Source organism: Massilia sp. KIM (genome assembly GCF_002007115.1).
Taxonomy (GTDB): domain Bacteria; phylum Pseudomonadota; class Gammaproteobacteria; order Burkholderiales; family Burkholderiaceae_D; genus Telluria.
The window spans coordinates 338,554-362,107 of sequence record NZ_MVAD01000001.1; the positions used below are offsets into that span (position 1 = coordinate 338,554).

Below are 23,554 nucleotides of genomic sequence, written 5' to 3' on the forward strand. Positions count from 1 at the left end.
CGTGCGCTCGTCCGGATACCGCCTATGCCCTTTGCCCCTTTCAAGTTTCGCTCCTCCCTTCCCGCCGCCGCCCACGGCGCGGTGGAGCTGGTGCTGAAGCTGTTCGGCTACTACCTGATACCCTTCGGGATCGGGCTGGTGTCGTTGGTGGCGCTGATCTTCTGGCACGATGAATACCGGGTCAGCGGCGAGGTGCCGCTGGCCATGCACGTGACGGTCCAGGAGGAGCTCCCGCTTGCGGGGGCGCCTGCGGCCGCGCTCTCGCCCGCCGCCGCGCTGGCCCGCGCCGAGGCCGGTCCGCTGGTGGCCAGCCACGAAACCCATCTGTCCGAAGCCCCGGTCTGGTTCTCTTTCGAGCCCATGCCGCGCGGCGGCGAGCAGGTGATCGAATTCCCTTCGCGCCATTCGCTCGAAGTCGCCTGCTGGGACGCCGCCGCACCACAAGGCGCGCCGCTGGTCCCGCTGGGCAGCGCCACCCGCGCCGGCGGCAGCGGGGCGATCGAGGCGGCCAAGGCCGGCTTCGTGCTGCGCGCCGCGCCCCTGCCGCGCCAGTTGCTGTGCCGTGGCGTCTTCTCCGGCCCGGCGCGCCTGTCGGTGCTGCAATGGCCGGCCGAGCAGTTCGAGAAATCGGTCGAGCAATACCACCGCAAGTCGGGCCTGCTCGACGGCGGCATGATCGTGCTGGCCCTGTTCGTCCTGATCACCGCCCTGATCAACCGCCAGCCCCTGTATGTGCTGTTCGCCGGCTGGCTGATCCTCAACCTGCGCGTGGGCGCGCTGTCGGCCGGCTGGGACATCCAGTGGCTGGGCCAGGCCATCCCCTCCGACTGGCTGCTGCGCAGCCGCTCGGTGACCATCACCCTGTACGGCATCGCCACCCTGACCCTGTACCAGGCCCTGCTCAAGGACCACCTGGCCGAGATGCGCTACGTGCTCCCGATGCGGGTCATGCAGTGGCTGTGCATGCCCATGCTGCTGGCCGCCCTCCTGCTGCCTTACCGCGTCTACCTGCCGCTGATGTGGGTGATCGTGGTGTGCTGCTTCGCCCTGATGACGATCGGGCTGTTCAAGATCATCGTGGAGTCGCGCAACCGGGTCGCGTCCTGGTTCGCGGCCTCGTTCGCGCTGACCTTCGTGGCATCGATGGCCGAGGTGGCCGCCGCCGCCCTCGGCCTGCGCGAGCTGCTCGGGGTGATCAACAGCGTCACCGCCGCGCTGGCCTCCAGCCTGCTGGCGGCGCTGGCCGTGGCCGAGCAGATGCGCAGCGAGACCGAGAGGCGGCGCGAGGCCCAGGAAGAACTGGAACACGCCTACAAGGCGATGCCGGTCGGCCTGTTCACCCTCGACATGTACGGTCACTTCCTGAGCGTCAACCCGGCCCTGCAGAAAATGCTCGGCATCGGCGCCTTCACGCCAGGGCGCACCGCCTGGCGCCAGTTCTTCACTGAGCTCAGCTGGACTGAGCTGCACGAGCAGGTCCACGCCAAGGCCGAGGCCGAGATGGAACTGACCAGCCGCGACGGCAGCCAGCGCTTCCTGGTCAGCGCCACCCTGGCGCGCTCGCGCATCGAAGGCGTGCTGCAGGACACCACCGAAAAGTACAAGGCCACCGAGCAGCTGCGCTTCATGGCCAACAACGACCCGCTGACCAAGGTCTACAACCGGCGCGGGATCGAGAAGGAATTCACGGCCGCCGCGGCCTCGCTGGCGCTGGGCCGGCCGATGGCCCTGGCCTACGTCGACCTCGACCGCTTCAAGCTGATCAACGACCTGTTCGGCCACGCGGCCGGCGACGAAGTGCTGCGCCAGGTCTGCGAGCGCATGGGCACCATGCTGGCCGGCGGCCAGCAGATCGGCCGCGTGGGCGGCGACGAATTCGTAATCGTGATGCCGGAGACGGCGATCCCGCTGGCCGGCATCATCTGCCGCGGCATCGTCGACCGCCTCGGCAACACGCCCTACCGGGTGGGCGACAAGGCCTTCCACGTGCGCGCCTCGGTCGGCCTGATCGAAGTGGGGCCGGGCATGGCCATGAAGGACGCGGTCTCGACCGCCGACCGCGCCTGCCGCGAAGCCAAGACCGGCGCCGGCGACGGCCTGGTGATCTACGAGCGCGGCGCCGACGCCTTCCGCCAGCGCGCGGCCGAGCTGGACCTGGTGGCGCGCCTGTCCGGCCCCAACGCCACCGACAACCTGCTGCTGGAGATGCAGCCGATCATGTCGCTCAAGTCGCCGGGCGAATCGCTGAATTTCGAGGTGCTGCTGCGCATGCGCGAGCCGGACGGCCGCGTGGTGCCGGCCGGCCCGGTGATCGCCGCCGCCGAGAAGAGCGGGCGCGCCAGCGTGATCGACCGCTGGGTGCTGTCGAGCACCCTGGCCTGGATCGCCGAGCACGCCGAGGAGCTGGTCAACACCCGTTTCGTCTGCATGAACCTGTCGGGCGCCTCGCTCAACGACGAGCGCTTCGTGCAGGACACCTTCGACATCCTGGGCCGCTACGTGCACGTCGCCAGCCGCCTGTGCCTGGAGATCACCGAAAGCGTGGCCCTGCACGACCTGGACAACACGCGCCGCTTCATCGACCAGGTGCGCAATTTCGGCTGCAAGGTGGCGCTGGACGACTTCGGCGCCGGCTATACCTCCTTCTCCTACCTCAAGGAATTGCCGGCCGACGTGCTGAAAATCGACGGCAACTTCATCGTCAACATCAATGCCCACCCGGCCAACGTGGCCATCGTCGAAGCCATCGTCAGCCTGGCGGTGAACCTGGGCATGAAGACCATCGCGGAATGGGCGGAGGATGCGGAGACGGTGCGCACCCTGCACGAGATCGGGGTGGACTACGTGCAGGGCTGGGTGGTGGCGCGTTCGCTGCCGCCGGAGCAGATCCTGGAAGCGAAGTCCTCGGCCAGCTTCATCAAGGACGAGGCGCTGCTGGAACTGATGCGCGAGCTGGCCACGCCAACGCCGCCGCACCTGGCGAGCGTCAGCCGCCTGCACTGAAGGGCCGGCGCGCGCCGGCCTGCGTTATTGCAGCCCCGCCAGGGTAGGGCGGACGCTGCTGTCGCCCAGCAGGAACTGGGCCCGCGCCGCCTTCAGGGTGGCGACGTCGCGCTGCATCGGCTTGGCTTTCACGCGGCTCGGCGCGGCGCGCCGGATCTCGGCGCGGGGCGGCGGCATGCTGCTGCGCTCGGCCGTCATCGGATAGGGCTGCACCGGCTCCGCATGCGCGGGCGCCGGCATGTGGACCATGCGTACCGTGGTGCTGCCCTCGGCGCAAGCCTGGTCGGTCAGGGTGACATGGCCGTCGCGATCGATGCACTTGAGGATCGCGTTGCCGGCAAGGACCGCGGGCGCGGCCGCCGCCGTGGCGGCGATCAGGCTGAGTTGGCACAGGATACGCTTCATGGTCGGCTCCTCGTTCGTGATGCCTCCATTGTCGGCCCGGCCCGCCTCGCCTTCTGTTCGTTGACTCACGGTGGCGCGCCTTGCTTTTTTACAATCGCCCGGCGCCTGGCTTACAATGCACGAGGCCACGGCGCGCCGCCGCGGCGAGATCATCGAACAGGAAGCCCCCCATGAGTCTGCTCCCCACCTATGACGACGTGGTCCAGGCCGCCGCCCGCATCGCCGGCGCCGCCAACCACACCCCGGTCCTGACATCGCGCACCGCCAACGAGGAGTTCGGCGCCGAGGTCTTCTTCAAGTGCGAGAACATGCAGCGCATGGGCGCCTTCAAGTTCCGCGGCGCCTACAACGCGCTGTCGCGCTTCAGCCCGGAGCAGCGCCGGGCCGGCGTGGTCGCCTTCTCGTCCGGCAACCACGCGCAGGCGGTGGCCCTGTCGGCCCGCCTGCTGGGCATGCCGGCCACCATCATCATGCCCCACGACGCCCCGGCGGCGAAGGTCGCCGCGACCCAGGGCTATGGCGGCAAGGTGGTGTTCTACGACCGCTATACCGAGGACCGCGAAGCCATCGGCCGCGCGCTGGCCGAGAAGGACGGCCTGACCCTGGTGCCGCCCTACGACCACCCGGACGTGATCGCCGGGCAGGGCACGGCGGCCAAGGAGCTGTTCGAGGAGACCGGCCCGCTGGACGCCTTCTTCGTCTGCCTGGGCGGCGGCGGCCTGCTGTCGGGTTCGGCACTGTCGACGCGCGCGCTCGCGCCCGACTGCAGCCTGTATGGGGTCGAACCGGAAGCCGGCAACGATGGCCAGCAGTCCTTCCGCAAGGGCGAGATCGTGCACATCGACACGCCCAAGACCATCGCCGACGGCGCACAGACCCAGCACCTGGGCAAGCTGACCTTCCCCATCATCCAGCGCGACGTGGACGACATCCTCACCGTCAGCGACGACGAGCTGGTGGCCTGCATGCGCTTCTTCGCCGAGCGCATGAAGATCGTGGTCGAGCCGACCGGCTGCCTGGGCTTCGCAGCGGCGCGCAAGATGAAGGACAGCCTCAAGGGCAAGCGCATCGGCATCCTGGTCAGCGGCGGCAACATCGACCTGCCGCGCTTCGCCAGCCTGATGGGCTGAAGCGCGCCGCCACCCCGCCTCCTTGTCCGCTACGCCTTCGCCTCTGCCTGATGGGAGAGGGAAGGGCGTAGCTGCAACGTTTGCTCTTCAGTATTTACCTCTGTTCAAGATTCTCTGATAGAATGCCATCCGTGCAATAAACTTTTCAAAATAGAAACGTTCCTGGCACCACTAATTCTTCAGTTCGCCCGCGCGAACGTGTTGTCGGCCCAGCCAATGCCGGCAGTTTTCACTACTGTCCCCATTCGACTGGAGCTTATTCATGCGCATTCCTGCTGTACTGCTGTCCCTGTCCGCCGCCGCCGCGCTCTACGCGGGCGCCGCCAACGCCTCCCTGATCACCAACGGCAGCTTCGAGCTGACCGGCAACGGCAGCAACAAGCAGCTGTCGTCCAGCCCATCCGACCGCGCCGACCGCACGACCCTGACCGGCTGGACCAGCAGCAACGGCAATGACGGCGGCTACAACTTCGTGCTCGACAGCACGATCATGCACACCAACGCCTCGGCCATCGCCTTCAGGAGCGAGAACAACGGTTACAGCATGCCGGCCGGCGCCGGCAATGTGTTCGCCTCCGACGCCCAGTACTATCCCGGCGTGCTGTCGCAGACCATCAACGGCTTGACCGTCGGTCTTACCTACACCCTGAGCTTCGACTACGCCGTGGGCCAGCAGGCCGGCTTCGACGGCATCAACAAGAACAACCAGTGGCAGGTGAAGCTCGGCGGCGATACCCGCAGCACCGAGGCCCTCGATCTCGCCGCCGGCGGCTTCAGCGGCTGGAAGAGCGCGACCATGGAATTCACCGCCACCAGCGCCAGCGAAGTCCTGTCCTTCCTGGCCCTGGGCGGCTCGCGCGGCGGCCCGCCCTTCATGCTGCTGGATAACGTGTCGCTGGACGCCAACCAGGTGCCCGAGCCCGCGACCTGGGCCCTTTTCCTCGGCGGAGCGGGCCTGCTGGCCGCGCGCCGCCGCCGTCCCCAGGCCTGAACCGGGGCGGCGCATGCTGGCCGACTTCGTCGCCACCACGCTGCGCCTGTGCGCCTGGCTGGCGCTGCTGAGCGCGCTGTTCGTGCCGCTCGAGCGCTGGTTCGGCCGGCCGCGCAGCGGCGCGCGCCGCGTGCTGGGCCAGGACCTCGCCTACTACTTCCTCAGCGGCCTGCTGCCGGCGGTGCTGCTCAGCCTGCCGATGGCGGCACTGGCGGCGGCCGCGCGCCTGCTGGTGCCGGATGCCTTGACGCAGGCGCTTGCCGGGCTGCCGCTGGCGGCGCGCATCGCGCTCGGCTTCGTGGTCGCCGAGACCGGCTTCTACTGGGGGCATCGGCTCAGCCATGAGCTGCCCTGGCTGTGGCGCTTCCACGCGCTGCACCACGCGACCGAACACATGCACTTCCTGGCCAACACGCGCTCGCATCCGGTCGACCTGGTGGTGACCCGCCTGTTCGGTCTTGTGCCCCTGTACCTGCTGGGATTGGCGAGCCCGTCGGTGGCCGGGAGCGGCACGCCGGCGCTGCTGCTGGTGTTGGGAACGATGTGGGGTTTCTTCATCCACGCCAACCTGCGCTGGCGCTTCGGACCGCTCGAATGGCTGGTGAGCACGCCGGCCTTCCATCACTGGCACCACAGCCGGCGCGAGCACATCAACCGCAATTACGCCTCGACCCTGCCGGTGCTGGACCGGCTGTTCGGGACGCATTACCTGCCGCGCCACTGGCCGGAAGAGGTGGGCACCGACACGCCGCAGCCGGCCAGCCTGGGTGCTCAGCTGCTCGATCCGCTGCTGCCGGCCAAGCTGGCGCGCTGACTGCGCGGCCGCGCCTCGCGGGGCTCAGGCGATCAGGTCCGCGCTTGCATGACATGCGCTACACATTCCGACCATAGCCGCTGTCTCGCTGGACAGTAATCGCCTGCGTCATGCCTTCAGGGCATGCGCAGGTCCAGGCCTAGCCTGGTCCCAAGCGCGAAGGTGAGCAAGCCCAGGGCGAGAAGCACCAGCACGAAGCCCACGGCCACCATGCCGCTGGTGCGCAGCAGGGCGCGCGTGTCGCTTGCCTTTCCCTTCTTGCCCTGGTCGTAGTGCCATTTGATGGCGAAGAACATGCCGACGCATAAGGCGATGACCTTGAAGGTGCCGGCAGCGATAGGGAACCATTCCATGATATTGAGTCTTCCAGGCGGTGAGTGACACGATCTGTCGCGGGGAGCGTGGCCCCGGCGCGCACTCATCGTGCGTCATCCCGACACGCAGTTGATCAGCTCGGCGCGACGCCGGGCGTGCAGCGCTTTCGTGCACGCTCACCCGGATTCTAGGCAAAAGCAATTTCCATACATCGGGACAAAATGTCCCAGTTGCCACCCCGGCAAGGCGTGGCTGCTCAGGCGTAGCCGTGGTAGCTGAAGCGCAAGCGCTTGTCCTCGGGGCGGTAATCGGCCTCGAAATAGCACTTGCCGCCATCGTGGACCCGGATGAACTGCTGCGACAAGCGCCAGTCGGACTCGCCGAGGGCGTCGCAGGCGCCGACCACTTCCACCACCTGGCGCCCCTCCACGTTCTCCCCACGGAACTGGATCGCATACCGTGGGGGAGTCCCCTCGGGAAAGAAGTGCTTGTTGCGGCCGATCTCCCTGTCGATCAGGGACCGCAGTTCCTGCAGCGTTTCAGGCGGGACCCGCCAGCTGCCGCCGCGTACTTCGTACCAGTGCGGGACCGGATTGATCGGCGGGATATACCAGGCCGCGCCCGGAGGCTCGCGCCTGAAGTCCTGGGCCTGGGCCGGGAGCGCGGGCAGCAGGACCAGCAGGACGGCGATGGTCTGGCGCAGGCGCATCGATCCTCGCCCTAGCTCGCCAGCGGCAGCGCGATCTGCACCAGCAGCCCGCCGCCATCGCGGTTGCGCACCGCCAGTTCGGCGTTGTGGCGGGTCAGCACGCGCTCGACGATGGCCAAGCCCAGGCCGGCGCCGTTGGCCTGGCCGCGCGCGGTGTCCAGGCGCGTGAAGGGCTTCATCAGCTGTTCGATCTGGTCGGGCGGCACGCCCACGCCATGGTCGCAGATGTCGACCACCGCGCGCCGTCCGTGGGCGGTCGACTTCACCCGCAGCAGGATGTGGATCTCGGTGATGTCCTGGCCCGGGGTCTTGCCGTAGCGGCGCGCGTTCTCGATGATGTTGTTGACCACGCGCCGCAGGTCGGTGGCGTTGCCCAGCACGTGCACGCCCGGCATCAGGTCGCACTTGACGCGCAGGTCGCGGATGCGGCCGGCCTCGCGCCCGACGTCCGCCAGCATCTCGGACAGGTTCACCGCCACGAAGGTGGCGGCGTCGGTCGGCTTGGCGTAGTCGAGGAACTGGCCGATGATGGCGTCCATCTGGGCGATGTCCGACTGCATGCCGTCGCGCGCCTCCTGCGACAGGTTGGCCATCTCGACCTCGAGCTGCATGCGCGCCAGCGGCGTGCGCAGGTCGTGCGAGATGCCGGCCAGGATCACGGCACGGTCCTTCTCGACCTGGGCCAGGTCCTCCACCATCTGGTTGAAGCTGCGGTTGGCCTCGATGATCTCCTGCGAGCCTTTTTCCGGCAGCGGGGAAGGGCGCTCGCCGCGGCCGATCGCGCGCGCCGCCGCGGTCAGGCGCGCCAGCGGCAGGTTGACCAGGCTCGAGATCAATGCCGCGCCCACCAGCGACAGCAGGCCGACCAGGGTCGCCCAGCCCAGCCACTGCACGCGGGTGAGGGTCGCCAGGCGCTCGCGTTCGAGCATCAGCCAGTACTTGTCGTCCTCGATGTTGAAGCTGATCCAGAAGCCGGCGACTCCGTTCACGCGGCTCGAGAAGCGCGTGTCCTTGCCCAGCTTCTCGCGCACCTTGGCCGCGATCTCGGGCATCAGGGGATTGTTGGGCGGCGGCTCGACGACGTCGGAATCCTCGAGGGTGAAGATGCGGATGCCCTCGTTCGAGACCAGCTCGAACAGCAGCTCGCGCCGCAGGTCGGGCGCCGAGTGGGTGAGGGCGGCCTTGGTGATGGTCACCACCGAGACCACCAGCTCGGCGGTCTGCTCGACCTGGGGACCGCGCTGGAACACGCTGATCATGCCGACCCAGGAGCCGATCGAGAGCGCGGTCAGCACCGACAGCAGGAAGAAGGTGCGCCAGAACAGGCCGCTCTTGTACCAGGCGAAGCGCGCGGCGCGGCGCGCCGCCGAAAACAGGGCGAACACTAGCGCGGCTGTCCTTCAGGGATGAAGACGTAGCCAAGGCCCCACACGGTCTGGATGTACAGCGGGCTGGAAGGATCGGGCTCGATCAGCTTGCGCAGGCGCGAGATCTGCACGTCGAGCGAGCGGTCGAAGACTTCGTACTCGCGGCCGCGCGCCAGTTCCATCAGCTTCTCGCGCGACAGCGGCTGGCGCGCATGGCGCGCGAACACCTTGAGCACCGAGAATTCGCCGGTGGTCAGGGGCACGGTCTCGCCGTTCTTCTTGAGCGTGCGCGTGCCCAGGTCGAGCACGAAGTCGCCGAATTCGAAGGTCTGCGGGGTCTCGCTGGGCGCGCCGGGAATCTCGTCCGGGCCCTTGCGGCGCAGCACCGCGTTGATGCGGGCCACCAGCTCACGCGGGTTGAAGGGCTTGGGCAGGTAGTCGTCCGCGCCCATCTCGAGGCCGACGATGCGGTCCACGTCCTCGCCCTTGGCGGTCAGCATGATGATCGGGGTCTGGTCCCCGGCCCCGCGCAGGCGGCGGCAGATCGAGAGGCCGTCCTCGCCCGGCAGCATCAGGTCGAGCACCAGCAGGTCGTAGCGCTCGCGCAGCCAGAGCTTGTTCATGGCCGGCGCGCTTTCCGCCGTCACCACCTGAAAACCCTGTTCGGTCAGGTAGCGGCGCAGCAGGTCGCGCAGGCGCACGTCGTCGTCGACGACCATGATCTTCGCGGCATGACCGGCCTGCGCGCCGGCGCCAGTGTTGTTTCCAGGATTCGAAGAAGATGCACTCATGTGGCGTCCAGAATTGTCAGAAGAATGTCGCTATGGTAACGTCTTATAGCTTAGGCATATCGACCACATGCCCCATCCATTACATTGTGTTACAAACTTTACCCAATCACGCTTACACCTCAGGCGGGATGCACATACACTGGCGGCAAGTGGTCATCACAGCTTATCTGTTTATAAGGCATCGCGGAAGAGGAACACCATGAAAGACGCCCTCAACGACATCCAAGCAGCACCCGGCAGCGGCCATGGCCGCCTGGCCCGGTTCGTGCGCCACGGGGTGCTCGCCTGCCTCATGGCCGCCCTCGGCGCCGGCGCGATGGCCCAGGACCGCGGCCGTCGCGACGAGCAGGGCATGCGCGACCGCTACCAGATGCAAGCCCAGGAACAGCGACTCGAGCAGCAGCGCATGATGGAGCAGCAGCGTCTGTACGAAATGCAGATGCGCGAGCAGCGCCGCGACTACGAGCGCCAGGAATCGCGCGGCGAACGCCGCATGACGCCGGACGAACGCAGCGACCTGCGGCGCCAGATCAACGAGGCGCGCCGGGATATCTACCCGAACGCGCAGCGCCGCTGATCAGCAGCCTGCCTCCCATCGACGGCGCCTTCGGGCGCCGTTTTCTTTTTGCGCAATCGCTCATTCCACCGGCATAGAAAATTTCTATCCGGAAATCTAGTTGCAATATGTTTATTTATCTTCCGCAACATGCTACCCTTACGCCGGGCTTACTGTAGGCATTGCGCCGCATGCCTAGATCCCCCGTAACTGGAGCGTGAATGATCAACCCCGCCGTGCCTGCCGCCGTGCCACCTGCCGTGCCTGTCCCGGTTCCCCGTTTCGCGGGCGCCGGGCCGGAGCACTGCATCGCCAGGCGGCCCGACGGGGTGTACGCCGATCCGCAGGTGCTGGGCACCACCCTGATCGCGGCGGTGGACGGCATCCTGCTCTCCAACCAGTATTTTTCCGGCGTCGACTACCCGGTCCTGATCAAGGCCTTGTACGGCCACGGCCCCGAGCTGCCGCGCGATGAACGTGGCCAGGCGGTGGTGCGCATCGCCGACGACATCCTGCCGTTCGCCCCCAGCCGGCGCGCCCTGTACCGCTCGGTGAAGATCGCCGATGGCCAGGCCGAGTACTACTTCGAGCCGGTGTTCCTGCCCGGCCCCGACGGCGAGGAGCAGCCGACCCGGCTCGACGTCGACGAGTTCATCGCCGACATGTGGATGAAGGGGATCCGCTTCGGCGTCGACGTCGAGGCGATCCGCGACGCCATCGAGAGCGCCGCCGCCGGCCGCTACACGGTGGCGCGCCGCCTGCCGCCGCGCGCGGGCCTGGATGCGCGCGTGGTCGAGGTCTCGCGCGACCTGCACCGCAGCGACGCGCCGCGTGAGCTGGCCAACGGCAAGCTCGACCTGATGAGCTTCCAGAACCGCTTCCCCCAGATCCGCGCCGGCGAGCGCCTGCTGCAAAAGCTGCCGCGCGAGGCGGGCGAGCCGGGCTTCGACCTGTCCGGCATCCCGATCGCGCCCGAGATCCCCAAGGACCTCGAACTCGGGATGTACGCCGGGCAGGGCACGCGCGTGCTGCAGGCCCCGGACGGCGAATTCCTGGTGGCCCAGCAGGACGGTTTCCTCAACGTCGATCCGAAGACCAGCCGCATCGAAGTCGGCGACAAGATCGTCAGCCGCGACGGCGTCAGCGCCCGCACCACCGGCAACCTGAACCTGACCGGCGACTACGAGGAATTCGGCGAGGTGCAGGAGCAGCGCATCATCGAAGGCGAGGGCATCACGGTGCACGCCGACGTCTACGGCAACGTGGTCTCGCGCGGCGGCGTGGTCCTGCTCAACCGCAACCTGGTGGGCGGCAGCGCGCGCAACGCCAAAGGGCCGGTCACGGTGCGCGGCACCGCGTCCGGCGCCGTGATCCAGAGCGCGGACGGCGAGGTGCGCGTCGGCCGCGCCGAGAACTGCGTGATCTCGGGCGCGAAGGTGGTGGTGGAGCAGGCGGTCAACTGCGAGATCCTGGCGCTCGAGGTCGAGGTGGGCCAGGCCGAAGGCTGCGCCATCGCCGGGCGCAGACTGCGCATCGGCAGCGCCGCGCCGCGCCGCCAGAACGAGATGCTAGTCTACGTGCTGCGGCCGGACTGTTCGCGCATCCTCGACGCCCAGGCCCAGGTGCGCGAACGCGTGGCCCAGTTCGGCGAGCTGGCGGCCCAACACCGCGCCGCGCGCGACGCGCTCGGCGCCGAGCCCGAGCTGCGCAAGTATCTGCAGCTGGCGCCGCGCATCCGCAAGGGCGAGCTGGTGCTGAGCCCCCAGCAGCAGCCGCAGTTCACGCGCCTGGCGCAGGCGGTGCTGCCGGCGCTGCGCGAGCTGGGACGGCTGACGCACGAGCTCAAGGCGGCCGAGCAGGAACAGCAGGCCGGCGCCGCCTTCCTGGCCCAGCTCGAAACCCAGCGCGCTGCGCGCGCCGGCTCGGCCCAGGTCGAGATCGGTCAGATCGAAGGCGAGCTGCAGGTGCGCGCCATGGCCTACGAACCGGATGCCGGCAGCGTTTACGATGTCGCCCCGCGCGAGGTCAAGTCGCGGGTGCGCGAGGCGGTCGGCACCGAGCTGCTGTTCGCCGGCGCCGAGGGGAGTTTCCGCTGGGACGACAGCACAGCTGCGGCAGGCTAGACTTCGCGTTTCATACAGTTGACTGCAGTCAACAAGGCGCTGGCGGCGGGCTCGTAAGATGGAGTTCGTTGTAAGAAATCTCCGAAAGGACCGCCATGCACGCCGACACCGCCGCGACGCCGCAGGATTTCCTCAGTTTCACCCTGGGAGGCCTCGAGTATGGTCTCGACAGCGCCAAGGTCCAGGAGCTCAAGCCCCTGAAGTCGCTGGAGCGCTTCGCCGCCGACGGCGAGATCATCGGCGGCGTGGCCTTGTCGCGCGGCGTGATCCTGCCTGTGGTGGACCTGCGCGCGGCCTTCGCCCCGGGCGCGGGTGCGCCGCATCCGGACACCGACGTCATGATCGTGCGCCTGGCGTCCTGCCTGGCGGGCCTGGTGGTGGAGAAGGTCAACGACGTGGTGCGGCTGCTGCCGTCCCAGATCCGGCCCTTGCCGGGCGCGCACGTGGCCGACTACCTGATCGGGATGGGCGTGGCCCAGGACAGGAGGCTGGTGCTGGTGGACATCGACCGGCTGATGTCGCTGGCGCCGGTGGGGCGGGCTAAGCGGGTGGCGTGATACTCCTTCGTCCGGTGACGGCATGTTCGGCCGCGTCAGACCCCGGTCTGCATGTGGACCGATAGCGCGTCACGCCGGTGGCGGCGGAACGACGATCATACGCAGCGGGACTCGCGTGTAAGCGTGGCGGATCACAGCGCGCTCAGGCCTCCTGCGGCAGGGTGGCCAGGTAGGCATGGATCTGCGCCACCACCTGCGCGCCTTCACCCACGCCCGCCGCCACCCGCTTGGTCGAGCCGGCCCGCACGTCGCCAATCGCGAAGATGCCGGGCACGCTGGTTTCCAGGCTGGCCCGCTCGAGCGCTTCACGCGCATCCTGCGTGTCCGGCTCGCCGTCCCGGCAGCGCGCCTTGCCGGCCGCGCTGCCGGTGCGCACGAAGCCCAGTTCGTCCATTTCCACCGCGCAGTCGCGCAGCCAGTCGGTATTCGGGTCGGCCCCGATGAACAGAAACACGCGCCGCACCTCGCAGGTCGATTCCTGTCCGCTGCGCTTGTCGAGCAGGGCCACCCGGCGCAGGCCGTCCTGGTCTTCCTCCAGCCCCACGATCTCGGTATGGGTGTGCAGCTCGATGTTGGGCGTGGCCTTGATGCGCTCGATCAGGTAGGTCGACATGGTCGCCTTCAGCCCTTCGCCGCGGATCACCATGTGCACCTTCTTCGCGTGCCCCGACAGGAACACCGCGCCCTGGCCCGCGGAGTTGCCCCCGCCGACCAGGATCACTTCCTGCTCCTTGCACAGGTTGGCCTCGATGCGCGAAGCCCAGTAATAGATGCCGCGCCCCTCCAGGTGGCGGATGTTGGCCAGGGAAGGGCGGCGGTAGCGCGCGCCGCAGGCCAGCACCACGGTGCGCCCGCGCACCCGCTTGCCCGAGCACAGCTCGACCTCGAGCGGCGCGTTGTCGCACAGCAGGCGCTTGGCGGTGGCCGGAATCGCCACCTGCACCCCGAACTTCATCGCCTGCACGTAGGCGCGCCCGGTCAGGGCCCCGCCCGAGATCCCGGTCGGGAAGCCCAGGTAGTTCTCGATGCGCGCGCTGGCGCCGGCCTGGCCGCCGTAGGCGCGCTGCTCCAGCACCAGCACCGACAGGCCCTCGGAACCGGCGTACACCGAGGCCGCCAGGCCGCCGGGGCCGGCGCCGACCACGATCACGTCCCACACCTTGTCGGGGTCGAGATCGGGCAGCAGGCCGAGGCAGTAGCCCATGTCGGCGTTGCTCGGATTCTTCTTGACCACGCCGTCCGGACAGACCACCAGCGGCCAGTCCTCGGGCGTGGGGTGGTGGCGGTCGCACAGGGCGCGCGCTTGCTCGCTCACGGCGGGGTCGAGCACGAGGTGAGGGTGGGCGTTGGCGTTCAGGAAGCTCTGCAGGTAGAACAGACGCGGGTGGCCGGCGGGCGCGATCAGGATCGGGCCGCCGGAATTGGTGTCGAACAGGTTCACCCGGCGCAGGATCAGCGAACGCACGATGCGCTCGCCCAGGTCGGCCTCTGCGATCACCAGCGCGCGCAGCTGCTCGGGGCTGATCACCAGCACCTCCAGCGCACCGGCGGCGATGGCGTTGACCATCGAAGGACGGCCGGCCAGCTGGGAGACCTCCCCGGTGAATTCGCGCGGGCCGTGCGAGGTGATGAAGGCCGAATTGCCGAGCCCGTCCTGGCGGTAGATATTCAGGCGGCCGGACAGGACCAGCATCATGCCGAAGCAGGTGACGCCTGCTTGCAGCACCCGTTCGCCGTCGCCGTAATGACGCACCTCGCCGAAGCGGCGCAGGCGCGCGACGTCGTCTTCCGACAGGGTGGGGAAGACCTGGTGGCGGCGCAGCGCGATCGACTGCGCGAGGATGGGCGCCTGCTCGTCCTTCGACGATTCGGGCAGGAAATCCGTGGGGGGCTGGTGCGGGGTATTCATGGTGGATGCGGTCGGGCGTGGCAAGATGAGGGCCAGTCTACTCGATGGATCCAGGCGGGTGGCCGCTATCGGCCGCTTCTCTCCCATTCGGTGGATCGCTGTAGAATGCGCGCATGGCAAGCAAGCACCCCATCTTTCCCGGGCCGCGCACCGCGCGCGGCGCGGTCCTCGCCGTCCTCCTGTCGGACGCCGACCAGGCCGGCGCCGAACCCCTGCGCGGGCGCGTGACCCTGGCCGCCATCGTGCGCGCCCTCAAGCACAAGTACCACTGGCCGATCGAGACCAGCAGCTTTCCCTCCAACGCCCCTGACGGCCGCGCCACCTGGGCCACCGTCTACAGCCTGCCGCCCGACGTGATCGCCGCGGCGCTCGACGCCAGGGGACGCGACTGGCTCAAGGCCGCCGGCGTCACGGCCCCCGAGGTTTGAGCCGCCGCAAACGCCGCGCCTGACGACGATTCGATCAGCATTCGCTCCCCACGCCCGCACTAATCTGGCATGCGGCGCAGCGGCCTGCCGGCCCTGCGCCGCTTTCCTACGGCAAACGACCAGCATAAAAAGGGGCAGCGACATCATGGATACCTACCAGCAGAACGAGGGCGAGGTCATCGACTTCGGGCGCCGCAAGCGCGAGTTCGAATTCCGGCGCGACTGGTTCCACAACACCCGGACCACCGACCTGCGCGCCCTCGGCAGGCTGTGGGAGAGCGGTTACGCCTACAAGTTCAGGCTGATCGACGCGCAGCGCGGCCAGATCCCCCACCTGGCGGCCTACGGCGCCGGGCCGGCGGCGGCCGGCACGCCCTGGTTCAGCATTGGTCCGCGCAACATCAACGGCCGGGTCAAGGCCCTGGCCGTGCACCCGACCGACCCCAACACCCTGTACGCCGGCGCCGCCAGCGGCGGGGTATGGAAGAGCACCGACGGCGCCGAGAGCTGGCGCCCGCTGTGGGACACCACCCTCACCATGGCGGCGGTGGCGATCGCGATCGCGCCGTCCAGCCCCAGCACGGTCTACGTCGGCACCGGCGAGTGGACCCCGGGCTGGGGACCGGGCTATCCGGGCGCCGGCCTGTACGTCTCGACCGACGCCGGCGCCACCTGGACCCTGCGCGCCGGCCTGGTCGCGCGCCGCCTGGCCCAGGTGCTGGTCTCGCCCACCAACCCGGCGATCGTCTACGTGGCCGGGGACTCCGGTTTCGAGCGCTCGCTCGACGGCGGCCTCACCTGGACCACCCTGCGCGCCGGCCAGATTTCCGACGCCGTCATCGACCCCAACAACGCCTCGGTGCTCTACATCGCGGTGCGCAACGACCGCATCTACAAGTCGGTCGACGCCGGCGCCACCTGGACCGGCCTTGCCGCCGGGCCGGTCGGGGCCGACGCGAGCTGGCTGCGGCTGGCCATCGGCGCCAGCGGGGCGCTCGGCTCCAATCACATCGTCGCCAAGCGCGACGGCGCCATCTACCGCTCGACCAACGGCGGCAGCACCTGGACCCTGCTGGCCGGCTCGCACGGCGGCGCCTCCTACCACGAGTGGACCAACCTGGTGGCGGTGGCGCCCGACGACGCCAACATCATCCTGGCCGGCGGCGTGGGCGCCGAGCGCACCACCAACGCCGGCGCCAGCTGGAGCGGTTTTTCCGGCTCGCTCCTGCACGCCGACTACCACCGCGCCGTGTTCGCGCCCTCCAATCCGAACATCGTCTACCACTGCAGCGACGGCGGGGTGTACCGCTCCACCAACAAGGGCGCGAGCTGGGAAAAGACCAGCGACGGCCTCGTGGTCACCCAGTTCTACGACGTCAACGCCTGGCCGCGCATCTCGAGCGTGATCGGCGGCGGCACCCAGGACAACGGCACCAACGTCAGCACCGGCGGCCTGACCTGGAAGAACATCCTGGGCGCGGACGGCGGCTACCTGGTGATCCATCCGACCAACCCGCGCATCATGTACGCCGAGACCCAGTACACCGGCCTGCGCAAGACCACCAACGGCGGCGCGAGCTGGCTCAGCGTCACCGCCGGCCTGACCGGCGGCACGCCCTGGGTCGGGGTGTTCGCGATGGACCCGAACGCGCCCGACACGCTGTACGTCGGCACCACCTTCGTGCACAAGACCGTGGACGGCGTGACCACGCCCTGGACCGTGGTCAGCCAGAACCTGGGCGCCAACGTCAGCGCGCTCGCCATCGCGCCGACCGACTCCTGCCGGGTGTACGCCAGCGCCGGTTCGCAGGTGTTCCGCACCGACGACGGCGGGTCCACCACCACCTGGGCCAACAAGACCGCCGCGCCGCTGCCGGGGCGCCCGATCACCGACCTCATCGTCTCGACCCTGGACCGCGAGCGCCTGGTGGTCTCCTTCGGCGGACCCAGCCCCGGGCCCGGCGCCCAGGCCGTCTACCTGAGCACCAACGGCGGCAACAGCTGGACCAACATCAGCGGCAACCTGCCGAACGTCGGCGTCAACGCGCTCGAACTCGACCCCGCCAACAGCGCCATCGTCTACGCCGGGACCGACATCGGCGCCTTCCGCACCACGGACGGCGGCGCCACCTGGCACGTGTTCGACAACGGCCTGCCGCACGCGCCGGTGGTCGACCTGCACCACGACGGCCCGGCGCGCATCCTGTACGCGGCCACCATGGGGCGCGGCATGTACAAGGTCTCGACCAGCACCACGGTCGAGCCGACCGTCGACCTCTACCTGCGCGACAGCGAGCTCGACACCGGCGAGCGCTTCCCCTCGCCCTCGGGCGAGCCCGACCCGCTCGACGCCACCAGCGACGAATACTGGTGGATGAGCCCCGACATCAAGGTGCAGTCCAGCTTCTACGCCCCGGACGCGGTGTTCGACGGGGTCGAGTTCGACACTGAGGTGAGCCACCAGGACGCGGTGCGCGGCGCCGTCAACCGTTTCTACCTGCAGGTCCACAACCGCGGCTGGCAGAACGCCACCAACGTGCGCGTGCGCGCCTTCTTCGCCGACGCCTCGGCCGGGCTGCCGGCCCTGCCGGGCGACTTCTGGACCGCCTTCCCGGCCAGCGACCCCTCGGGCACGGCCTGGAAGCCGATCGGGCCGGCCCGCACCATCGCCACCCTGGAGCCGAACCGCCCCGTGATCGTCAGCTGGGACTGGACCGTGCCCACCGGCGCGGCCACCCATAGCTGCCTGCTGGCGGTATCGACCTGCAACGAGGATCCGATCACGACCACGGTGCTCGACCCGGCCGCGCTGATCCCGAACGAGAAGCGGGTGGGACTGAAGAACCTGCAGGTGGTGAACGCCGGCCCGGCATCAGGCCAGCGGGTGATGTCGATCGACTTCCATAACGCCTCGGACAAGGACGCCCTGATCGACATCGTGGTCGACAGCACCCGGTTCGACGGCGCCAACCTGGGCCTGCTGCTCGGGGCGCACAGCTTCGCCAACCCGGACGAGGCCCTGCGCAACGCCAAGGTCTATCCGCTGCGCCGGGGCGAGTATGTGGGCGACTGGGGCGGGCGCGGCGGGGAAGGGCGCCAGCAGCTGCAGGAGCTGCTGTCGCGCATGGACCTGAGCCGCCTGTACGAGCTCGATCCCACCAAGACGGCGGAGCTGCGCGGCATTCCGCTGGCGGCCGGCGCGGTGCTGCATGGCGCGCTCACCGCCTTCCCGGCGCGGCGCGCCTCCTATGTCGACGCCAACCGGCTGGCGGTGCTGCAGCGGCGCGACGGGCAGGTGGTGGGCGGCAGCACCTTCGAGTTCCAGCTGACCCGGGCGCGCGGCCTGCATCCGGTGTCGCGCATCCGCATCGTGCTGGAGAAGATCCGCATCACCGACAAGCACCGCCACCTGTTCGCGCGCGACGAATACCGCTTCAAGGTGGCGGTCGGGTTCAACGAGCAGGCTTGCCGCCAGCACGAACGCATCTTCCCGGCCAAGGGCTGGCTCAAGCCCAAGGATTGCGAGATCGTGCTCGATGCCTGCGTGTTCGAGGGCTACGTGGCCGAGGCCGACCGCCTGCGCCTGGCGGTGCTGCCCTCGGACCACACGCTGCTGCACGACCACCCGCTGGTGCTGTACAGCCGCGCCTTCGACGGTCCGCCCGAGACCTGGGTCGCTTCCTACCGGCCGGACGACCAGAGCCCCGACCCCGAGAGCCTGAAGGACTGGATGCTGTGGTACCGCATCGAGTCCCTGCCGCTGGGCTGAGGGGGAAGGAGGCTCGGGCCTGGGGCGGAAGGAGGCTCCGGCCTGGGGCGGAAGGAGACTCGGGCCTGGGGCGGAAGGCGGCTCAGGCCTGAGGCGGAAGGAAGCTCAGGCCTGGGACGAAAGGCGGCTCAGGCGGCCAGGCCTTCGAGCTGCTCCTGCAGCTCCAGCCATTCCACCTCGAGCTGTTCGAGGTCGCGGCTGGCGAAGGCCTGGTCGGCCACCAGGGTCTTGAGCTTGTCTTTGTTCCCGGCCTCGTAGATCACGGGGTCGAGCAGCTGGGCGTCGATCTCGGCCTTCTTCGCATTGAGCTTGGCCATCTGTTCCTCGAGGCGCTTGATGCGGTTCTCGATGGGCTTGCGCAGGGCGGCCAGGCGCTGGCGCTCCTCGGCTTCCTGGCGCTTCTGCTCCTTGCGGTCGACGGCGGGCGCGGCGGCTTGGGGGACGGCCTTGCCGTCCGCCCTGGCATCCACCTTGGCTTCGCCCTTGGCCTCGCGCGCGCCGGTCGGCGCCGGCAGGGTGTCGGTGCCCTTGCCCAGCTTGGTCTGGAACAGCCATTCCTTGTAGTCGTCCAGGTCGCCGTCGAAGGGCTGGAGCTTGCCGTCGGCCACGATGATGAACTGGTCGGTGGTGGCGCGCAGCAGGTGGCGGTCGTGGGAGACCAGCACCAGGGTGCCTTCGAACTGGGCCAGCGCCATGGTCAGGGCCTCGCGGGTCTCCAGGTCCAGGTGGTTGGTCGGTTCGTCCAGCAGCAGCAGGTTGGGGCGCTGCCACACGATCAGGGCCAGGGCCAGGCGCGCCTTCTCGCCGCCCGAGAAGGGCGCGATCGGGCTGGTAACCATCTCGCCCGGGAAATTGAAGCTGCCGAGGAAGTTGCGCAGCTCCTGCTCGCGCACGTTGGGCGCGATCTTGGCCAGATGCCACAGCGGCGACTCGTCGTGGCGCAGCATCTCCACCTGGTGCTGGGCAAAATAGCCGATCGACAGGCCCTTGCCGAGGGTGGCGCGGCCGTCCAGCGGGGCAAGCTCGCCGGCGATGGTCTTGACCAGGGTCGATTTACCCGCGCCGTTCACGCCCAGCAGGCCGATGCGCTGGCCGATCTGGAGCGAGAAGTTCACGCGCTGCACGATGGTCTTGCCGCCCACCTTGTCGCCATGGCCGTCGAGGATGGGATAGCCGGCGTTCACGTCCTCCATCACCAGCAGCGGGTTGGGCGCCGACAGCGGCTCGCGGAACTCGAAGGAGAACTCGGCGGCGGCGCGCAGCGGGGCCAGCTCTTCCATCTTGGCCAGGGCCTTCATGCGGCTCTGGGCCTGGCGCGCCTTGGTGGCCTTGGCCTTGAAGCGGTTGATGAAGGATTCCAGGTGGGCGCGCTGGCGCTGCTGCTTTTCAAACGCCGCCGCGGCCAGGGTCAGGTGGGCGGCGCGCTGGCGCTCGAAGCCCGAATAATTGCCCGAGTAGCGCTTGAGCTTGCGCTCGTCGATGTGCACGATCACGTTCACGATCCCGTCCAGGAAATCGCGGTCGTGCGAGATGATGATCAGGGTGCCCGGGTAGCGCTTGAGCCAGTCCTCCAGCCAGATGATGGCGTCGAGGTCCAGGTGGTTGGTCGGTTCGTCCAGCAGCAGCAGGTCGGAGGGGCACATCAGGGCTTGCGCCAGGTTCAGGCGCATGCGCCAGCCGCCCGAGAAGCTGGCCACCGGCTGGTTCATCTGCTCCAGCGAGAAGCCCAGGCCCAGCAGCAACTGCTCGGCGCGCGAGCGCACCGTGTAGGCGTCGGCGTCGGACAGCAGGCCGTGCAGCTCGCCCAGGCGCATGCCGCTGGCGTCCTGGTCCGGGTGGGCTTCGAGTTCCTCCAGTTCGGCCTGCAGGCGGCGCAGGTTGGCGTCGCCGTCGATCGCGTATTCCAGCGCCGGGCGGTCCAGGGCCGGGGTCTCCTGGGCCACGTAGGCCATGCGCCACTTGGCCGGGAAGTCGATCGCGCCCTGGTCCGGATGCAGTTCGCCGCGCAGCATGGCGAACAGGCTCGATTTGCCGGCGCCGTTGGCGCCGATCAGGCCGATCTTGTCGCCGGGATTGAGGGTCAGGTCGGCGTCTTCGAGCAGCGGCTTGGTGCCGCGCATCAGGCTGACGTTCTGGAATCGGATCATTGCAGGGCTATCGGGGAAAGAAGGCGCGCCGCGTATTGGAGCGCGGCGCGTGGAAGCGGGGGCTTATTTGGCGGCTTGCAGCTGCTCGGCGGTCAGCAGGAACACGGCGTCGTCGCCGACGCTGGTGGTCAGCCAGGTCAGGCCCAGCGCGCCGAAGGCCGCCTCGGCGTATTCGCGCTCGTTGCCGATCTCGACCACCAGGATGCCTTCCGGGGTCAGGCGCTCGGCGGCGCCGGCGACGATCTTGCGCACCAGGTCCATGCCGTCCTCGCCGCCGGCCAGGGCGATCTGGGGCTCGCGCAGGTATTCCGGCGGCAGCTCGCGCATCGAGGCGGCGTTAACGTAGGGCGGGTTGGAGACGATCAGGTCGTACTTCTTGAACGGGACGTTCTGGTACAGGTCGGACTCGATCGGATTGACGCGGCCCTCCAGCTTGTACTCGCGGATGTTGTGCTCGGCCACGGCCAGCGCGTCCTTCGAGATGTCGACCGCGTCGACCACCGCATTGGGGAAGGCGTCGGCCATCATGATCGCCAGGCAGCCGCTGCCCGTGCACAGTTCCAGCACGTTCTCCACGCTTTCCGGATCTTCGACCCAGGGGCTGAAAGTCTGGGGAATCAGTTCCGCGATGAAGGAGCGCGGCACCAGCACCCGCTCGTCGACGTAGAAGCGGTACTCGCCCAGCCAGGCCTCGTGGGTGATGTAGGCGGCCGGCACGCGCTCGGTGGCGCGGCGCTCGATCACCGACAGCACCTGCAGCACCTCGTCCGGCAGCAGTCTGGCGTCGAGGAAGGGCTCGAGGCGGTCGAGCGGCAGCTTGAGGGTGTGCAGGATCAGGTAGGCCGCCTCGTCGAAGGCCTCGGCGCTGCCGTGGCCGAAGAAAAGCTTGGCGCCGTTGAAGCGGGTGATGGCGTAGCGCAGCAGGTCGCGCGGCGTGCTGAAGGGAGAGGTAGTCATGGCCTTGTTCTCGTGTTGGTGGGCTCAGGCGGCCAGCAGGCGTTCCAGCGTGCGCCGGTAGATGTTCTTCAGGGGATCGATGTAGCGCAGTTCGATGTGCTCGTCGATCTTGTGGATGCTGGCGTTCGGTGGCCCGAATTCTATCACCTGGGGGCAGATGCGGGCGATGAAGCGGCCGTCCGAGGTGCCGCCGGTGGTCGACAGCTCCGTCGTGACGCCCAGCTCGTCGCGGATGGCGCCGCACACCGCGTCCGAGAGCGTGCCCTTGGGCGTCAGGAAGGGCAGGCCGGACAGGGTCCATTGCAGCTCGTAGTCCAGGCCGTGGCGGTCGAGGATGGCGTGCACCCGCGCTTCCAGGCCCTCGGCCGTGCTGGCGGTCGAGAAGCGGAAGTTGAAGTCGAGCGTCATCTGGCCGGGAATGACGTTGTTGGCGCCGGTGCCGGCCTGGATGTTGGACACCTGCCAGCTGGTCGGCGCGTAGTATTCGTTGCCTTCGTCCCAGACCTCGGCCGCCAGCTCCGCCAGCGCCGGCGCGGCCTGGTGGATCGGGTTGCGCGCCAGGTGGGGGTAGGCGATGTGGCCCTGCACGCCCTTGATGACCAGGTGGCCGGAAAGCGAACCGCGGCGGCCGTTCTTGATCATGTCGCCCAGCACGTGGCTGGAAGTCGGTTCGCCGACCAGGCAATAGTCGAGGGTTTCGCCGCGTTCCTCCAGGCGTTCGCAGACCACCACGGTGCCGTCCACGGCCGGGCCTTCCTCGTCGCTGGTGATCAGGAAGGCGATCGAGCCCTTGTGGTCCGGGTGGGCGGCGATGAATTCCTCGCAGGCGACCACCATGGCGGCGATCGAGGTCTTCATGTCGGAGGCCCCACGGCCGTAGAGCTTGCCGTCGCGGCGGGTCGGCGCGAAGGGCTGGGAGTGCCACTGGTGGAGCGGACCGGCCGGCACCACGTCGGTGTGGCCGGCGAACACGAACACGGGCGAGGCCGTGCCCTTGCGCGCCCACAAATTGGTCACGCCGTTCGACTCGATGGTTTCGCAGTGGAAGCCCAGCGGGGCCAGCAGTTCGATCAGGCGCTGCTGGCAGCCCTTGTCATGGGGCGTGACCGAGTCGAGGGCGATCAGCGCTTCGGTAAGCTCGAGGGTGCGCGAGGGCTTCATCAGGCCTTGGCCTCGAAGATGGCGCGGTACTGGTCGGCGGAGAAACCGACCGCCAGCGGGCCTGCGCCCTCCAGGACCGGGCGCTTGATGACGGAGGGGTTCTCCAGCATCAGCTCGGCGGCGCTGGCCTTGTCGACGATCTGGGCCTTGCGTTCATCGCTCAGGTTGCGCCAGGTCATGCCCTTGCGGTTGACCAGGGTTTCCCAGTCGAGCTGGGCAAGCCAGCCCTCGACCAGTTCGCGGCTCAGGCCTTGTTTCTTGAAGTCATGGAAGCTGAACGCGTGGCCATTATCGTCCAGCCAGGTACGGGCTTTCTTGACGGTGTCGCAGTTGGGGATGCCGTAGAGGGTCGTTTTCATGCGCGTGGGTTCTTGGCCCGCCGTCGTGGGCGGGCTGATGGAATTTTGGAAACGCGGGAGGAT

General features: G+C 68.7%; 19 protein-coding genes. 9 read left to right on the top strand and 10 right to left on the bottom strand.

All coding sequences use genetic code 11. The features are described from left to right. The first annotated feature begins 24 nt into the window (after positions 1 to 24). The gene (locus B0920_RS01600) at positions 25 to 3,003 is read left to right on the top strand and encodes an EAL domain-containing protein (RefSeq protein WP_078030848.1); all 2,979 of its coding nucleotides are present in this window, start codon (positions 25 to 27) and stop codon (positions 3,001 to 3,003) included. A gap of 24 nt (positions 3,004 to 3,027) precedes the next feature. Here the strand turns inward: B0920_RS01600 and B0920_RS01605 are convergent, their stop codons facing one another. Continuing rightward, entirely contained in the window at positions 3,028 to 3,408 is a 381-nt protein-coding gene (locus B0920_RS01605; RefSeq protein ID WP_078030849.1) for a hypothetical protein, read from the bottom strand. 170 nt (positions 3,409 to 3,578) lie between these two features. On the opposite strand from B0920_RS01605, the gene B0920_RS01610 reads away from it, so the two are divergent. The 3 genes from B0920_RS01610 to B0920_RS01620 all read left to right on the top strand — a co-directional run bounded on the left by B0920_RS01610 (position 3,579) and on the right by B0920_RS01620 (position 6,343). After that, positions 3,579 to 4,538, top strand: a complete 960-nt coding sequence (locus tag B0920_RS01610) for a threo-3-hydroxy-L-aspartate ammonia-lyase (RefSeq protein ID WP_078030850.1) — start codon at positions 3,579 to 3,581, stop codon at positions 4,536 to 4,538. A 262-nt stretch (positions 4,539 to 4,800) separates the two neighbouring features. Beyond that, positions 4,801 to 5,529, top strand: coding sequence for a PEP-CTERM sorting domain-containing protein (locus tag B0920_RS01615; protein WP_078030851.1), 729 nt, complete (start codon positions 4,801 to 4,803; stop codon positions 5,527 to 5,529). 13 nt (positions 5,530 to 5,542) lie between these two features. Continuing rightward, a complete protein-coding gene (locus B0920_RS01620) occupies positions 5,543 to 6,343 on the top strand; it encodes a sterol desaturase family protein (RefSeq protein WP_078030852.1) in 801 nt (266 codons plus the stop codon). 116 nt (positions 6,344 to 6,459) lie between these two features. Here the strand turns inward: B0920_RS01620 and B0920_RS01625 are convergent, their stop codons facing one another. The 4 genes from B0920_RS01625 to ompR all read right to left on the bottom strand — a co-directional run bounded on the left by B0920_RS01625 (position 6,460) and on the right by ompR (position 9,453). Next, a complete protein-coding gene (locus B0920_RS01625; RefSeq protein WP_078030853.1) occupies positions 6,460 to 6,696 on the bottom strand; it encodes a hypothetical protein in 237 nt (78 codons plus the stop codon). A 218-nt stretch (positions 6,697 to 6,914) separates the two neighbouring features. Continuing rightward, complete coding sequence (locus B0920_RS01630) at positions 6,915 to 7,367, bottom strand: hypothetical protein (protein WP_078030854.1); 453 nt, start codon at positions 7,365 to 7,367, stop codon at positions 6,915 to 6,917. An 11-nt stretch (positions 7,368 to 7,378) separates the two neighbouring features. Next, positions 7,379 to 8,752, bottom strand: a complete 1,374-nt coding sequence (locus tag B0920_RS01635; RefSeq protein ID WP_078030855.1) for an ATP-binding protein — start codon at positions 8,750 to 8,752, stop codon at positions 7,379 to 7,381. Then, positions 8,752 to 9,453, bottom strand: coding sequence for a two-component system response regulator OmpR (gene ompR / locus B0920_RS01640; protein WP_229455535.1), 702 nt, complete (start codon positions 9,451 to 9,453; stop codon positions 8,752 to 8,754). The genes B0920_RS01635 and ompR overlap by 1 nt, the downstream gene beginning before the upstream one ends. A gap of 271 nt (positions 9,454 to 9,724) precedes the next feature. On the opposite strand from ompR, the gene B0920_RS01645 reads away from it, so the two are divergent. From B0920_RS01645 to B0920_RS01655, 3 genes are all read left to right on the top strand, one after another. Next, positions 9,725 to 10,102 carry a hypothetical protein gene (locus B0920_RS01645; RefSeq protein WP_078030857.1) on the top strand — a complete coding sequence of 126 codons (378 nt, stop codon included), beginning with the start codon at positions 9,725 to 9,727 and terminating at the stop codon, positions 10,100 to 10,102. A gap of 200 nt (positions 10,103 to 10,302) precedes the next feature. Further along, the gene (locus B0920_RS01650; RefSeq protein ID WP_078030858.1) at positions 10,303 to 12,204 is read left to right on the top strand and encodes a flagellar assembly protein A; all 1,902 of its coding nucleotides are present in this window, start codon (positions 10,303 to 10,305) and stop codon (positions 12,202 to 12,204) included. A 95-nt stretch (positions 12,205 to 12,299) separates the two neighbouring features. Beyond that, positions 12,300 to 12,761 carry a chemotaxis protein CheW gene (locus tag B0920_RS01655; RefSeq protein ID WP_078030859.1) on the top strand — a complete coding sequence of 154 codons (462 nt, stop codon included), beginning with the start codon at positions 12,300 to 12,302 and terminating at the stop codon, positions 12,759 to 12,761. A 142-nt stretch (positions 12,762 to 12,903) separates the two neighbouring features. On the opposite strand, the gene B0920_RS01660 is transcribed toward B0920_RS01655, so the two are convergent. Continuing rightward, complete coding sequence (locus B0920_RS01660) at positions 12,904 to 14,670, bottom strand: cyclic nucleotide-binding domain-containing thioredoxin-disulfide reductase (protein ID WP_078030860.1); 1,767 nt, start codon at positions 14,668 to 14,670, stop codon at positions 12,904 to 12,906. A 113-nt stretch (positions 14,671 to 14,783) separates the two neighbouring features. Here B0920_RS01660 and B0920_RS01665 point away from each other — a divergent pair, with 113 nt between their 5' ends. Next, entirely contained in the window at positions 14,784 to 15,098 is a 315-nt protein-coding gene (locus B0920_RS01665; protein WP_078030861.1) for a hypothetical protein, read from the top strand. 145 nt (positions 15,099 to 15,243) lie between these two features. Next, on the top strand, positions 15,244 to 18,867 hold the full coding sequence (locus B0920_RS01670; RefSeq protein WP_078030862.1) for a hypothetical protein: 3,624 nt from the start codon (positions 15,244 to 15,246) through the stop codon (positions 18,865 to 18,867). Between the two features lie 128 nt (positions 18,868 to 18,995). On the opposite strand, the gene B0920_RS01675 is transcribed toward B0920_RS01670, so the two are convergent. From B0920_RS01675 to B0920_RS01690, 4 genes are all read right to left on the bottom strand, one after another. After that, complete coding sequence (locus tag B0920_RS01675; RefSeq protein WP_078030863.1) at positions 18,996 to 21,014, bottom strand: ATP-binding cassette domain-containing protein; 2,019 nt, start codon at positions 21,012 to 21,014, stop codon at positions 18,996 to 18,998. 63 nt (positions 21,015 to 21,077) lie between these two features. Next, positions 21,078 to 21,971 carry a 50S ribosomal protein L3 N(5)-glutamine methyltransferase gene (gene prmB / locus B0920_RS01680; protein ID WP_078030864.1) on the bottom strand — a complete coding sequence of 298 codons (894 nt, stop codon included), beginning with the start codon at positions 21,969 to 21,971 and terminating at the stop codon, positions 21,078 to 21,080. 24 nt (positions 21,972 to 21,995) lie between these two features. Then, positions 21,996 to 23,132 carry a succinyl-diaminopimelate desuccinylase gene (gene dapE / locus B0920_RS01685; protein WP_078030865.1) on the bottom strand — a complete coding sequence of 379 codons (1,137 nt, stop codon included), beginning with the start codon at positions 23,130 to 23,132 and terminating at the stop codon, positions 21,996 to 21,998. Then, entirely contained in the window at positions 23,132 to 23,491 is a 360-nt protein-coding gene (locus tag B0920_RS01690) for an ArsC family reductase (RefSeq protein ID WP_078030866.1), read from the bottom strand. The genes dapE and B0920_RS01690 overlap by 1 nt, the downstream gene beginning before the upstream one ends. Positions 23,492 to 23,554 lie beyond the last annotated feature (63 nt).